We start from the raw sequence: 13495 nt of genomic DNA, 5'->3' as shown, positions 1-13495 counted from the left end.
TCTTGATGGCGCGGCGGAATTGCCGCTTCCCGGCCCTTACGCCAATCCGGCGCGGGTGGAAACCCAAGTGCCGCCATTGCCGCAGGGTATGGCGGCGCAGGGGCGGGGGCCGAGGCGGCAAGGCTGCTGCGGATTGATCCGGAGTGGACGATCGCGGAAGGCGCGGGTGGAGCGACAGTCTTCACGGTGGCGGCGGGCGGTGTATAGATCGGTACGGGTGGCAGGGGCGAACCGGCCGGCGTGCTTGGCTGGCCTGGCGAGGAAGCGGGAAGGAATGCGAATGGTGCAGGACAAGACCACCGATGCCGCCGTGATCGAGGATCTGTTCCGCCAGCAGGGAGAGGCGGTGCAGGCGCTGTTCGCGCCGTTCCTGCCGACCGCCGGCGCCCGCGTTCCCGATCCGATGGACCTCCAGCACTGGGCGATGTCCGCCGCCAAGCTACAGAAGATGTGGCTGGATTTCGGCGCCGAACAGGTGGGGCAAGGCGAATCGCTGCTGGCGCGTGCCGGCGGCACGGACGGCTGGCAGGCGAAGTGGAACAAGTGGCTGGCCGAGATCGCCGGTGCCCTGCCGCTGGCCAATCCCGACACGCAGGCGAAGCTGGTGGAAGACAGCATCGCGCTGTGGAACGCGATTCTGGAACAATACGGCAGCGGCTTCACGACGCGGAAGGGCGAGGCGCCGGAGCTGCCGCGCAAGGACCGCCGTTTTGGCGATCCACGCTGGCGCGAACAGCCGGTGTTCGCGCTGATCCACCAGACCTATCTGCTGCTGGCCGAGCGGATCAACGCGCTGGCGAACGATCTTTCCGGGGTGTCCCCCGAACGGCACGAGCAGATCCGGTTCCTGACCCGTGTCGTTACCGACGCGCTGTCGCCGGCCAACTTCCCGCTGACCAACCCGATGGTGATCGAGCGGACGCTGGAAACGCAGGGCGAGAATCTGGTCAAGGGCGTGGAACACCTGCTGACCGACCTGCGCAAGGGCCAGTTGACCCATACCGATCCCGACGCGTTCGAGCTGGGGCGCAACCTGGCGACGACGCCGGGCAAGGTCGTGCATGAAACCCCGCTGTTCCAGCTGATCCAGTACAGCCCGACCACCGAGAACGTGCTGGCGGTGCCGCTGGTGATCTTTCCGCCGTGGATCAACCGGTTCTACATCCTCGATCTCAACCCGCAGAAAAGCTTCATCCGTTGGGCGGTCGAACAGGGGCTGTCGGTGTTCATCGTCTCGTGGAAATCGGCCGATGCCACGATGGCCGAGGTGCTGTGGGGCGATTACATCCGCGCGCAGGTGGAAGCGATCGACGTGGTGCGCGCGCGGCTGAAGGTGCCGGCGGTCCACACCATCGGCTATTGCGTGGCGGGCACGACGCTGGCGGCGACGCTGGCGTTCCTGGCCCGGCGCGGCGAGGCGGACAAGGTGGCATCGGCGACGTTCTTCACCGCCCAGGTCGATTTCGAGAAGGCGGGTGACCTCAAGAACTTCATCGACGACCAGCAGCTCCAGTTGCTCGAAAGCCTGGCAACCGACGGCTTCCTCGACGGGCGCTACATGGCGGCGACGTTCAACATGCTGCGTGGGCGGGACCTGATCTGGAGCTACGTGGTCAACAACTACCTGCTGGGCGAGGAATACCCGGCGTTCGACCTGCTCCACTGGAACGGCGACACCACCAACCTGCCGTTCAAGTGGCAGAAGGCCTATCTGACCGAGCTCTATCGCGACAACCGGCTGGTCGTGCCGGATTCGCTCGTGATCGACGGCACTCCGATCGACCTGCACCGCATCGCCACGCCGCTCTATATCCAGGCGGGGCGCGAGGATCATATCGCGCCCGCGGAAAGCGTGTGGAAGCTGACCCGGCACGTTTCCGGTCCGTGGAAGTTCGTTCTCGCCGGATCGGGGCACATCGCCGGCGTGGTCAATCCGCCATCCTCGGGCAAGTACCAGTACTGGCTCAACGACGACGCCCCGGCGACGCTCGAAGAGTTCGTCGCTGGCGCGCGCGAAACCAGGGGAAGCTGGTGGCCCGACTGGATATCCTGGATCGTCGCCCATGACGATACGCGCGTTCCCGCCAAGGGCCGGCGGGTACCCGGCGGGCGTGGCGATAAAGTGTTCGGCGACGCGCCTGGCAGCTATGTGAAGGCCCGCTGACCGGGCGGAAAGCCCTCGCAATTGCTGTCATTCCGGATATTGTGCACTGCACAAAAATCCTTGACTTCGCGCATGCGATGCTTATTTGTGCATTGCAGCAAAGCCGTCGGCGCCACAGGCTCCGGCTTTTTTGCGCATAGCAGGAGTCGCCTCGGTCATGACCGACGAAGTGAAGGACAGCACCGTCACCACCTCTGCCGAAACGGTTTCCGTTCCGGTGGAAGCGCCCGTCGTTGTAGACGATAAGGCAACGGCCGCTCCCGAAGCGCCGGTGGCAGAGACGACCGTGGTGACCGAACCCGTTCCCACCAAGAGGAAGGCCGGTCGCCCACGCAAGGATGCGGCAAAGGCAGCGCTGGTCGCGGCGCCGAAGGCGGAAAAGCCCGCCCCGGCAGCCCCGGCACCGGTCCAGAAGGCCAAACCGGCCCCGAAGACCACCAAAGCGCCAGAGGCTTCGGTTTCGCCGAAGCCGGTAGCGGCTGCCAAGCCTGTAAAAGCCAAGCCGGTGAAGTCCCCGGCGATCAAGACGCCCGTCGCAAAGGCACCGGTCGTCAAGGCAACCAGGCCTGTCACTGTCAAGACCGCCACCGCCAAGCCCGCCGCCATCAAACCGGTTGCGGCAAAGTCCGCGCCGGTACGGACCAGCGTGAAACCCGCCGCCGCCGCCGCGCCGGCCCCCAGGAAGGAACTTTTCATCATGGCTACCACCACCGAATTCACCGACAAGCTGCAGACCACGTTCAAGGACGCCGCCGAGAAGGCCAAGGCCGCTTTCGAAAAGAGCCAGGGCGCGTTCGGCGAAGCCGGCGAGTTCGCCAAGGGCAACGTCGAAGCGCTGGTCGAATCGGGCAAGATCCTCGCTTCGGGCCTGCAGGAACTCGGCAAGGGCTACGTCAGCGAAGGCAAGGCTTCGTTCGAAACGATGTCGGCCGACATCAAGGAACTGGCGTCGGCCAAGTCGCCCACCGAGTTCTTCGAAAAGCAGAGCGCGCTGCTGCGCAAGCAGTTCGACGCGGTCGTCGCCACCAGCTCGAAGAACAGCGAAGCGTTCCTCAAACTCGCCAACGAAGCGTTCCAGCCGATCTCGACCCGCGTTTCGCTCGCGGTCGAAAAGGTGAAGAAGGCTGCCTGATTTCGGATTCGCGGCGTGTGCTTGCGCGCGCCGCACCGAATTATCCCGTGACGGACCGGACCGAGCGATCGGCCGGTCCGTTCGCGTTTTCGGCCGGTCGCGCCATTTACCCCCCGGCAACCTCTTTCGCGCATGAGCGGGGGGTGCCCCCCTTGTCGCCGGGGCATCGCGATGCGATATTCGGACTGCAATGGCCTTTGACCCCGTCTCGATTTCCGGAAGCCGGCCCGGCCCGGCCGCAGTCCCCTGTGGCGGCGCGCGCGCCTTTGCCAGGTCGCACCACGATCTGATCGTACGTGACGGCCCCGGTGAAGACGGGGACGGCGATCACGGCACCGATGGCGACGATGTGGTGGGCATCGCCACCAAGACCCGCGCACGGCCCAAGAAGCCCAGCATGTTCAAGGTGCTGATGCTCAACGACGATTACACGCCGATGGAATTCGTGGTGATGGTGCTCAAGCGCTTCTTCCACATGGATCTGGAACAGGCGACCCGGGTCATGCTGCACGTTCACCAGAAAGGCGTGGGCGTGTGCGGCGTGTACCCCTACGAAATTGCCGAGACCAAGGTGAACCAGGTGATGGATTTCGCCCGGCAGAACCAGCACCCGCTGCAATGCACGCTGGAAAAGGCCTGACCCCTACCGGGTAATCCGCTCAGTGCCGCTTGAGCATCGCGTGCGCCAGCGCGCGAAGCAGGGCGGCCAGCCAGGCCATTGCCTGTGAGCGCGCGGCGCGGGAATCGGCGGCGGCCCCGCCCGGCAGGGTCACTTGCGCGCTATGCAGGCCATCGGCCCGACGCCCGCCGGAATAGACCGCGTCGGACGGCATGATGGCCATCGCCGCGCTTTCATAGGCCCCCGAATCCGCCAGCAGGCTGACCCACAGCATCACCGGATCCGCGCTGGCCAGCCCGGGAGCCGCTTTGCCTGGCGCCGCCTTTCCCTGGGCGAGGCCCGCGTCGGCGAGCAGGCGCAGCACCTGTTCGAACCCGATATGCTGTTCATCGGGGTGCAGTTGTTCGCACTGCCGGGCCAGAAGGTGCAGATCGTCCGGCTGCGCGCAGTTGCGCGCCAGTTGCCGCTTCCACCATACGGCGCCGGTTGCCTCCTGGCTCACAACGCTTCCATCCCCCGCGATCAAGCCCATGACCCGACTGCCGGGCCGCTGTGACAGCCGTATTTCGGTTTTGGCCGGCGTGGTTATTCCGCCGCCGCTTCGCTCTGACAACCGTCTTGTTACCTTTTTCCCAAAGCGTAACACCGCGATTGCCACTTTCGCGCGCACGGTTTCCCCGCTAGTCGGGCGATGCGGGAAGCTGGACCCGCCGGATTTGCACGACGAAGATCGCCCCAGACGTGAAATTTCTCACCGCCACAGACCGTTACATTGCCCGGCTCGTGATCGTGCCGATGCTGTCGGTGTTCGCGATCGCGGCGTCGCTGCTTGTGCTCGACAAGATGCTGAAGCTGTTCGATTTCGTGGCGACGGAAGGTGGTCCGGTCAGTGTCGTGTTCAAGATGCTGGCCAACCTCCTGCCCGAATACGCCAGCCTGGCGATTCCGCTGGGCCTGATGCTGGGCATCCTGTTCGCCTTCCGCAAGCTGGCGACCAGTTCCGAGCTCGACGTGATGCGCGCGGTGGGGCTGTCCTACACGCGGCTGCTGCGCGTGCCCTATATCTTCGCGATCGTGCTGGCGGGGGTGAACCTGCTGATCGTTGGCTATCTTCAGCCGCTTTCGCGCTATTACTACGAACAGCTCCAGTTCGAGCTGCGCTCGGGCGCGCTGGGCGCCTCGATCAAGGTCGGGGAATTCAACTCGCTGCAGGACAAGACAGCGCTGCGCGTGGACGCGAGCCGTGACGAGGGGCGCGACCTGCGCGGCATCTTCGCCCGGATCGTGACCGAAAAAGGGCAGACGCTGGTCGTTTCAGCGCGCGAGGGGCGGTTCTTCGCCAACCGCGAGAACCCGGACACGGTGATCCTGCGCCTCACCGACGGCCAGATCGTGCAAGAAGGTCAGGGCATCAATTCGCCGCGCGTGCTCTCGTTCGCCAGCCATGACCTGCCGATCGACCTGCCCAAGATCGAGCAGTTCCGCCAGCGCGGCAACGAGGACCGGGAATACTTCCTGCCCGAACTGCTCAAGATCGGCTGGAACGACAAGTATTCCGAGCAGATGCGCAACGAGAGCCGGGCGAGCCTGAATTACCGCCTGGTGGAAGTGGTGATGATGGTCCTGCTGCCGCTGCTGGCGGTGGCGCTGGCGGTGCCGCCCAAGCGATCGACCTCCTCGCTCGGCGTGTTCCTGTCGATCGTCATGGTCGTGGCCTATCACAAGGTGAACCAGTACGGGCAGGACGTGGCCAGCCTGGGCCGTATCGATCCGACGCTGGCGCTGTGGGGGCCGTTCCTGCTGTTTGCCGCGCTGATCGTGTGGATGTACTGGCGGCTGGCCTATGTGCCGGGCGGCCAGCCGATCGGCGCGCTGGAGCGCGGCTTCGCCAAGCTGGCCGGCGCGGTGGGCAAGCTGTTCGCGCAGCGCCACGAACGCGCCACGCCGGCGGCAAGCGACGCGGAGACGACCGGTGCAGTTTGAGTTCTTCCCGTCGCGGACTATGACGTTCTACATCGCCAAGATGTTCGCGGTGCGGATCGTGGCGGTGCTGCTGATGCTGGTCCTGGTCCTGCAGATGCTGGACCTGCTCAGCGAAAGCGGATCGATCCTGGCCGCGCCCGGCAACGGCCAGGCCCAGTTGCTGACCTACGTCAGCCTGCGCTTTCCGCAACTGGTCAGCCGCTTCCTGCCCTATTCGGTGCTACTCGCCACGATCATCACGCTGATGACGCTGAACCAGAACAGCGAGGTCATCGCGATGAAGGCGTCCGGCCTTTCCGCCCATCAGGTGCTGGCGCCGCTGTTTCTGGTGGCGGCGGTGACATCGCTGGTGACCTTCGCGTTCAACGAACGGGTCGTGGCGCGCTCCACCGCCACGCTGAAGGCGTGGGAAGCGGCGGACTACGGCCCGATCCCCGTGGATAGCGGGGTCAAGACCAACGTGTGGCTGCAGGACGGGCAGAACATCCTGTTCGCGCGCTCGGTGACCGGCGAAGGTGCCGCGATCCGCATGAGCGACGTGAGCTGGTATCGCCGCGATCCGACCGGCATGGTGACCGAGATCGTGGCCGCGCCTTCGGCGAGTTATGCCAGGCCGGGTTGGCGGTTCGACCGGCCGGTGGCCTTCGACGTGCAGAGCGCGCGGCAGACCGACCTTCCCGGGCCGCAAGTCTATGCCCAGAGCGTCGAGCCGGTGCAGGTGGTGATCAAGAACGTCGATGCCGATGGCGAATCGGTCACGCACCTTTCGCGCTCGATCGAGGCGATCCGCGCCGCCGGATTCCGTACGGGCGAGATCGACGGCAAGTGGTGGCACAAGTTCAGCGGGCCGCTTTCAGCCCTGCTGATGCCGTTGCTGGGCGCCACGGCGGCGTTCGGCCTGGCCCGTTCGGGCCACCTGTTCATCCGCGCGATCGGCGGCATGGCGCTGGGCTTCGCCTATTTCGTGGTGGACAATGCCGCGCTCGCCATGGGCAACTTCGGCGGATACCCGCCGCTGCTGGCAGCCTGGGCGCCGTTCTTCCTGTTCCTGCTGATCGGCGAGACCGTGCTGGTGCGAACCGAAGAGTAGCGCCGGGGGAAGCGGGCGCGAACGGTTCGCGCCCTTCCCGACGTATCAGCGCGCGCCCATGGTGCTGCGCGCCAATCGGCCGACCAGCGGCAGCAGCCCCGGATAGTTGGCCTGTTCGTAGGTCGATTCCCCGCCCAGCTGCGCGCGCAGCCGCCGGTGCGCTTCGCCCAGCGAATGATAGGGCATGCTGGGCAGCAGGTGGTGCAGCGCGTGGTAGCGCAGGCCCACCGGCGCCCACAGCGGCGCGAGCAGCGCCGGCGGCGGCACGTTGACCGAATCGAGATACTGCCCCGTCACGGTCATGGCATCGCCCTCGTTCTCCCACAGGTGGGCGACGAGCGTGCGGATCTGGTTGAGCACCGCCGTGGCGGAAATCACCGCCAGGCCGATCGCCAGCGGCCGCCAGCCGTGCGTGGCCGACCAACCGAGCAGGAAGATGGCCCAGGCGGACGCGCCCAGTTCCTGCCAGAACACCATCCGCGCGAAATCGCCTTCGGGCGGGCGGCGGCGGAACGCGGGGTTGATCGCCAGCGCCGAGGCGCGTTCCCACACCAGCGTCCGCAACGGCGGGATGACCACGCCCAGCGGCACCAGAATGCCCGAACGGATCAGCAGCGCCAGAGGCAGCAGGATCGCCGAGATCAGGAACACCGGCAGCGACCACGGCTTCATCAGCGCCAGCGGCAGGTATTCCGGGTCTTCCGCCGTGCCATAGCGGGTGCGGGCGTGGTGCAGGGTGTGGACGCCTTCGTTCATGAAGGACGGCGTGAGCATCGGGATGCCGACCAGCAGGTTCCACACCAGCCGGAAGCCCGGCAGCGCGTTCTTGTGGATGTGCGTCAGTTCGTGGATGAACAGCAGCGCGCGGTAGAGCGCCAGCGCCGCGAGCACGCCGCAGGCCAGCGCGGCCCAGGGGCTGGCCTGCAGGATCGCGCCGGCCAGCGCGGCATAGCCCAGCGCGGCCGACCCCAGCATGTCGGGCCAGTAGATTCCGGGCCGCGCCGTCGCGATATCGCGCGTGAGGTCCACGGCGGCGCGCAGCATGTCCTTGTCGTCGGGCGTGCCGGCCAGGCTCCGGCCGCTGGCGACGCCGGACGGCGTGGTTGCCGGGGTTTCGAGAATGTCGGAAGCAATCATGTCTTTATTCCACAGTGACCCTGGCCGGCCTGGGAACCGGTTCCTGATTCGATGCCGGGCTCTCACGCTCCGTCCGGCTTGACAAGTCGCCGGGACCAACCGCAGGTCGCCGGTGAAGACCCTCTAATCCCAAACAAAGGCAAGATCGTGGCTCACGGCGAAGTAGTCATCACTCCCGTTTCCGGCAAGGCGGAGCGCGAGGCTTTCGTGGACCTTGCCTATCGCATCAACGCGGACGACCCGAACTGGGTGCCGCCGCTGCGGATGGAAGCACTGGAACTGGTCGATCCGGCGAAGAATCCGTTCTTTGGCCACGCCGATGTCCAGTTCTTTCTGGCCCGCCGCGATGGTCGCGTGGTCGGCCGCATCTCGGCGCACCTCGATCACCTGGCGCTGGCGATGGACCCGGAGCAGGGGATGGGGCCGGGTATCGGCAACTGGGGGCTGCTGGAGGCGGAGGACGGCGACGTCGCCCGCGCGCTGATCGCCACCGCGGAGGACTGGCTGCGCGGCAAGGGCATGACGCGCGTGCTGGCGCCGCTGTCGATGTCGGTGTGGGAGGAGCCGGGCCAGCTCACGCGCGGGCACGATCATCCGCCCACGGTGATGATGGGGCACCAGCCCAAGCGCTACCAGACCTATATCGAGGCGCAGGGCTATACCCCGGCCAAGACGCTCAAGACCTATGAGCTGGACATTTCGAAGGAGTTCCCGCCGCTGATCCAGCGCATCGTCCAGTCGGGCGAGAAGAATCCGAAGATCCGCATCCGCAATGTCGACAAGAGCAAGTTCGATGCCGAGGCAGCACTGATTCTCGACATCCTCAACGATGCTTGGTCCGACAATTGGGGGTTCGTGCCCTTCACCGACCGCGAAATCGCCTACGCCGGCAAGAAGTTCAAGCCGATCGTGCGCGAGGATCTGATCATGGTCGCCGAATACGAGGGCGAACCGGTCGCGTTCATGATGACGCTGCCCGATCTCAACGAAGTGCTCCGGCCGATGAAGGGCAAGCTGTTCCCATTCAACTGGATCAAGCTGCTGCTGTGGCTGCGCAAACCCAAGGTGCGCACGATGCGCGTGCCTCTGATGGGCGTGCGCAAGCGGCTGCAGGCCTCGCGCCTCGCCAGCCAGCTCGCCTTCATGATGATCGAGTACATCCGGCGCAATTCGGTGGCCAACTATGGCGCAAGCCGCGGCGAGATCGGCTGGATCCTGGACGACAACCAGGGAATGATCGCCATTGCCGACGCGATCGACAGCCATGTGAACAAGGAATACGAAATCTACCAGAAGGCGCTGTAAGCGCCGCCCGCCTCCCGGTTGTCCGGCCGGATGTTTTCCGGCCCCGTTTTTCCGATCCGGGACCGGCTCTGACAATGTCATCAAGGAAAAAGGCTCTCGCCGGGGGTACCGGCGAGAGCCTTCAGGGATCGTGTCACGGCCGCTTGGACGGGAGGGGGGTCTCGGCAGTGACAAATGCTAAATGCGCGACCGGACGGCCGGTTCCCGGCCATGGAAAAATATTTCCGACTGTTTTGATCCATAATAGTCCGCGCCGGGAAACCATGTTCGATGCCGGCGGGAACCAGATGCGAGCCACGCGCGTTTAGGGGCGATATCCGATCGATCGGGAAAGGATTTGCATGTCATTGGGTGCCAAGGTTGCCACCAATCTTCCCTATTTGCGCCGGTACGCGCGCGCGCTGACGGGCAGCCAGTCCACCGGCGACGCCTTCGTGCGCGCCACGCTGGAAGCGGCGCTGGCCGATGGCGAATTGCGCGCGCTGATCGGCGAAGGCCGACCGCAGCTGTACCATGCGTTTCACCGCGTGTGGTCAAGCGGCTTCGTGGACATCGGCGAACGTGCGGGCAGCGGTGTGGCGGGGTTGCATGAAGCGGCTGTGCAGGAACGCCTTGCCGCGATCACGCCGTTGAACCGCCAGGCGCTGCTCCTGACCACGCTGGAGGATTTCTCCACGCCGGAAGCCGCCATGATCATGGGTGTCGACGAAGCCGCGATCGAGGACTTCGTGCGCGAAGCGGTGGCAGAGATCGATCTGGAATCGGCGACGTCGGTCCTGATCATCGAGGATGAGCCGCTGATCTCCATGCAGCTTGAAGACCTGGTGCGGTCGCTGGGGCACGATGTCTGCGGCATGGCGGCCACGCGCACGCAGGCGCGCGCGATCGTGGCGGACCACACGCCGGGCCTGGTCCTGGCCGATATCCAGCTGGCCGACGGCAGCTCGGGGCTGGACGCGGTGGACGATATCCTCGCCATCGCCGACGTGCCGGTGATCTTCATTACCGCCTATCCCGAACGTCTGCTGACGGGGGACCGGCCCGAGCCGACCTACCTGGTGACCAAGCCGTTCCAGGAAGCGACGGTGCGCGCGGCGATCAGCCAGGCGCTGTTCTTCGGATCAAGCCAATCGCTGGTCTGAGGCCGCGCTAAAGCGATGGAGGCCCGTTTCCGCAAGGAGGCGGGCCTGCCTTGTAGCGGGCGCCTGCAATGGGTCCCGGTCCTAGGCCTTGCTCTCGCGGATCGCGAAATCGCCGCGACGGCGCACCGGCACGGTCAGCGTGCAGGACACCCCCTCCGGATCGAAGCGCAGATCGACCGGATTGCGCAGTTCGTGCGCGACGATCTTCTCGATCAGATCGGTGCCGAAGCCGCGTTCGCGGCGCCCGGACATCGAAACCGCCGGGCCGCCGCGCTCCTGCCATTCGATCCGGGCCAGATTATCCGCGACCATCGCCCAGCGCACCGACACCTGCCCATCCTCCACGCTTAGCGCACCATACTTGGCGGCATTGGTCGCCAGTTCGTGAATGGCAAGGCCGAGCGAAAGCGCGTCGTTCGGGGCAAGATCCACGTCCGGCCCGTCCAGAACAAGGTGGCGTTCCGCATCCTGCGCGTAAGGCGCCATTTCGGCCTTCACGATCGCGCGGATCGGCGTTGCGCCCCATTCGGACTGGGTGAGCAGGTCGTGCGTGGCGGACAGCGCGCGAATGCGTCCCTCAAGGCTGTCCGCGAAGCTGTCGAGGCTGGTCGCGCGCCGGCGTGTCAGCGCGATGATCGACAGCACGTTGGCCAGCGTGTTCTTGACCCGATGGTTCAGTTCGCGCGTCAGCGAGTTGCGGATCGAGGCCTGCTGCTCGAACCAGGCCAGCGCCTCGCGGTCTTCGGAAGCCTGGTGCGTCAGCACGCGCGCGAGGACCAGCAGCAGGGTGGCCACCAGCAACCCGAACAGCAAGGTCATTACCGACATGCCGCTGAGCATGGCCGAAGCCGGCGCTTCCACTTCCAGCACCCAGCGCCGGCCGGCGAGATCGATCGCGCGGCGGGCAACAAGGCCCGAGCGGCTGGCCAGCGGCACTTCCGCCAGCAGGTTGGCCGGGGCGACGGCCTGATCGTAGAGGCGAATGCCCGCCGGTTCCATGCTGACCGTGTCGATCGAGGCTTCCAGGAACTGGCGGGCGTTGAACGGACTATAGACGAACCCGCGCAGGTTCTGTTCGACCCGCGTTCCGCCCAGGCCATAGACCGGCATGTAGATGAGAAATCCGGGAGAACCGCCGCCGGGGCCTTCCTGTTGCAGCACGACCTTGCCCGTCGCGGTGGGGCGGCCCAGGCGTTCCGCGGTCTGCATCGCGCTGCGACGGACGGGCTCGGAATGCATGTCGAAGCCGATCGCGCGGCGGTTCCGCTCGCTGTCCGGCTGGAGATACATGATCGGCACCACGAAGCGTGCGCTTGCCGCCGGACGGGGACGGATGGCAAAGGCGGGATCACCGTTGCGGCGGATCACATCCTCCACCGTGGGGATATCCTGCCGGTTCACTTTCATGGCCCAGCCGATACCGTCGGAACCGGCATAGGTGCCGTTGAGATGCAACTGGCCAATGAACGTCTGGAACAGCGGCGCTTCGACCACGCGTTGCGTCGCGAACAGCGCGGCGCCCGACCGCAGATAGGCGGAACTGGCATTGGCGCGCCGTTCGAGGCCGGACGCCACGGACTGCGCGATCTGGCCGAGTTGCGCGGTTTCACGCTGCCGTTCGGCGCGCTCGATCGCATAGACGCTGACGCCGGTGATCGCCATCGTCAGCACGAAAATCCCCACCGGCACGGCCCGGGGAAACCGGGCATACCAGCGTGACTTCATGGTCCTGCGCGACAGGCGTGTCTCCACCCGCTTGTTATCCTTGCTTGCGGCTGATCACCGTCGATGATCGTGCCAGACTACCATGCCAAACGTTTATGGCCGGCGCACGGGTCCATGTCTTGCCCGATCGGGCGTTCCCGGCAATTTCGGGGGAACTTCCCGCCGCCGGTTTCGTTCCACAATCAAACGTCCCGTCATGATCGCTGGCTTGCCGGCTCCGTGGCGGGCTAATGCTCACATCGCCGCGTTGCGGATCCTTTTTGCCATGATCCTCAAAGGGGGGGAGGCTCGCAAGAACGAATGCCGAAAGAGAAACCCATGAAGTCCCTCGATGCGCCTCATCGGCCCGGTGCGAAGTCCACGAAGCCCGAATGGGCCGAAGGATTGAAGCGTCTTTACGATTCCGTCGTGGAGGAACCGTTGCCCGACAGCTTCGCGCGCCTGCTTGACCAGCTTGATGACGACCAGCATGGCTGAGCCCGCCCGGATCCCGGAGAGCGGCCGGCGTGAACGCGTGACGAACGGAGACGACGCACCCCGAAAGGACGCGACCTCTTCCAACGCCGCGTCGTTCAAGCGCGAACTGACCGCTGTGATCCCCCACCTTCGCGCTTTCGCGCGGGGGCTGTGCGGACGGCCCGACCTTGCCGACGATCTCGTGCAGGAAACGCTGCTCAAGGCGTGGGCGGCGCAGGACCGGTTCGAGCCGGGCACCAGCATGCGCGCCTGGACCTTCGTGATCCTGCGCAACGCCTATCTCACCGATATGCGCCGCAACCGCTTTCGCGCCGACTACGACGAAGTCGTGGCCGAGCGCATCCTCGTGGCCCCCGCCGGGCAGGAAGCGCCGCTCCACCTTTCGGACATGCACCGGGCGCTGCTGACGCTGCCCCCGGAACGGCGCGAGGCGCTGCTGCTGGTGGGCGCTGGCGGCTTCAGTTACGAAGAAGCGGCGCAGATCTGCCAGTGCGCGGTGGGAACCATCAAGAGCCGCGTCGGACGCGCCCGCGCCGCGCTGGCGCAGATGATCGAAAGCGGGCAGTTGCCGCGCCGCAGCGGAAACGATGTGGCCCATGATGCGATCATGGCGGAACTGGACGCATCGGTGCAGTCCGGCGCGTAAGCGTGACCGCGCCCGGCGGCAGCGCCGGGTGGGCAGGATAGATCGCGGGATCGACCCCATGGCCGACCATCGCGG

The 13495-nt window shown here is 65.9% G+C and carries 13 protein-coding genes; 9 read left to right on the top strand and 4 right to left on the bottom strand.

Going from position 1 to position 13495, the window contains the following annotated elements; translation table 11 throughout:
- Positions 1–280: 280 nt before the first annotated feature.
- Positions 281–2164 (top strand): alpha/beta hydrolase, encoded by a 1884-nt coding sequence (locus EH199_RS13790; RefSeq protein WP_223806670.1) that lies wholly within the window; start codon positions 281–283, stop codon positions 2162–2164.
- Between the two features lie 81 nt (positions 2165–2245).
- Here EH199_RS13790 and EH199_RS24700 read toward each other — a convergent pair whose 3' ends face one another.
- Positions 2246–2884, bottom strand: coding sequence for a hypothetical protein (locus EH199_RS24700; protein WP_223806669.1), 639 nt, complete (start codon positions 2882–2884; stop codon positions 2246–2248).
- Here EH199_RS24700 and EH199_RS24695 point away from each other — a divergent pair.
- Positions 2862–3296 carry a phasin family protein gene (locus EH199_RS24695; RefSeq protein WP_223806668.1) on the top strand — a complete coding sequence of 145 codons (435 nt, stop codon included), beginning with the start codon at positions 2862–2864 and terminating at the stop codon, positions 3294–3296. The two genes, EH199_RS24700 and EH199_RS24695, sit on opposite strands and share 23 nt — an antisense overlap.
- Before the next feature lie 190 nt (positions 3297–3486).
- A complete protein-coding gene (gene clpS / locus EH199_RS25075; protein WP_370449689.1) occupies positions 3487–3936 on the top strand; it encodes an ATP-dependent Clp protease adapter ClpS in 450 nt (149 codons plus the stop codon).
- A gap of 19 nt (positions 3937–3955) precedes the next feature.
- On the opposite strand, the gene EH199_RS13775 is transcribed toward clpS, so the two are convergent.
- Positions 3956–4417, bottom strand: a complete 462-nt coding sequence (locus tag EH199_RS13775; protein ID WP_124809874.1) for a hypothetical protein — start codon at positions 4415–4417, stop codon at positions 3956–3958.
- A gap of 239 nt (positions 4418–4656) precedes the next feature.
- On the opposite strand from EH199_RS13775, the gene lptF reads away from it, so the two are divergent.
- The gene (lptF, locus tag EH199_RS13770; protein WP_124809873.1) at positions 4657–5898 is read left to right on the top strand and encodes an LPS export ABC transporter permease LptF; all 1242 of its coding nucleotides are present in this window, start codon (positions 4657–4659) and stop codon (positions 5896–5898) included.
- A complete protein-coding gene (gene lptG / locus EH199_RS13765; RefSeq protein ID WP_124809872.1) occupies positions 5888–6988 on the top strand; it encodes an LPS export ABC transporter permease LptG in 1101 nt (366 codons plus the stop codon). Before lptF ends, lptG begins: the two co-directional genes overlap by 11 nt.
- 45 nt (positions 6989–7033) lie before the next feature.
- Here lptG and EH199_RS13760 read toward each other — a convergent pair whose 3' ends face one another.
- Complete coding sequence (locus EH199_RS13760; RefSeq protein WP_124809871.1) at positions 7034–8125, bottom strand: fatty acid desaturase; 1092 nt, start codon at positions 8123–8125, stop codon at positions 7034–7036.
- Positions 8126–8272: 147 nt separating this feature from the next.
- Between EH199_RS13760 and EH199_RS13755 the strand changes: the two genes are divergently transcribed.
- Both EH199_RS13755 and EH199_RS13750 read left to right on the top strand, forming a co-directional pair.
- Entirely contained in the window at positions 8273–9430 is a 1158-nt protein-coding gene (locus EH199_RS13755) for an N-acetyltransferase (RefSeq protein ID WP_124809870.1), read from the top strand.
- 341 nt (positions 9431–9771) lie between these two features.
- Entirely contained in the window at positions 9772–10572 is an 801-nt protein-coding gene (locus tag EH199_RS13750; protein WP_124809869.1) for a response regulator, read from the top strand.
- 81 nt (positions 10573–10653) lie between these two features.
- On the opposite strand, the gene EH199_RS13745 is transcribed toward EH199_RS13750, so the two are convergent.
- Positions 10654–12297: a CHASE domain-containing protein gene (locus tag EH199_RS13745; RefSeq protein ID WP_190287267.1), complete on the bottom strand. Its 1644-nt coding sequence runs from the start codon at positions 12295–12297 to the stop codon at positions 10654–10656.
- Positions 12298–12615: 318 nt separating this feature from the next.
- Here EH199_RS13745 and EH199_RS24410 point away from each other — a divergent pair, with 318 nt between their 5' ends.
- Complete coding sequence (locus EH199_RS24410) at positions 12616–12774, top strand: NepR family anti-sigma factor (protein WP_223806667.1); 159 nt, start codon at positions 12616–12618, stop codon at positions 12772–12774.
- Positions 12767–13420: a sigma-70 family RNA polymerase sigma factor gene (locus tag EH199_RS13740; RefSeq protein ID WP_124809867.1), complete on the top strand. Its 654-nt coding sequence runs from the start codon at positions 12767–12769 to the stop codon at positions 13418–13420. Before EH199_RS24410 ends, EH199_RS13740 begins: the two co-directional genes overlap by 8 nt.
- Positions 13421–13495 lie beyond the last annotated feature (75 nt).

Source organism: Novosphingobium sp. LASN5T, from assembly GCF_003856955.1.
GTDB lineage: Bacteria > Pseudomonadota > Alphaproteobacteria > Sphingomonadales > Sphingomonadaceae > Novosphingobium.
Note: the sequence above shows the minus strand (reverse complement) of the source record. Positions and strands in the feature narration are given on the sequence as shown.

Bases quoted from the DNA above. Each gene is read 5' to 3' on its own strand.
- clpS (WP_370449689.1), top strand. From the start codon at position 3,487: ATGGCCTTTGACCCCGTCTCGATTTCCGGAAGCCGGCCCGGCCCGGCC.
- EH199_RS13740 (WP_124809867.1), top strand. From the start codon at position 12,767: ATGGCTGAGCCCGCCCGGATCCCGGAGAGCGGCCGGCGTGAACGCGTG.
- EH199_RS13790 (WP_223806670.1), top strand. From the start codon at position 281: ATGGTGCAGGACAAGACCACCGATGCCGCCGTGATCGAGGATCTGTTC.
- EH199_RS13745 (WP_190287267.1), bottom strand. From the start codon at position 12,297: ATGAAGTCACGCTGGTATGCCCGGTTTCCCCGGGCCGTGCCGGTGGGG.
- EH199_RS13760 (WP_124809871.1), bottom strand. From the start codon at position 8,125: ATGATTGCTTCCGACATTCTCGAAACCCCGGCAACCACGCCGTCCGGC.
- EH199_RS24695 (WP_223806668.1), top strand. From the start codon at position 2,862: ATGGCTACCACCACCGAATTCACCGACAAGCTGCAGACCACGTTCAAG.
- EH199_RS13750 (WP_124809869.1), top strand. From the start codon at position 9,772: ATGTCATTGGGTGCCAAGGTTGCCACCAATCTTCCCTATTTGCGCCGG.
- EH199_RS24410 (WP_223806667.1), top strand. From the start codon at position 12,616: ATGAAGTCCCTCGATGCGCCTCATCGGCCCGGTGCGAAGTCCACGAAG.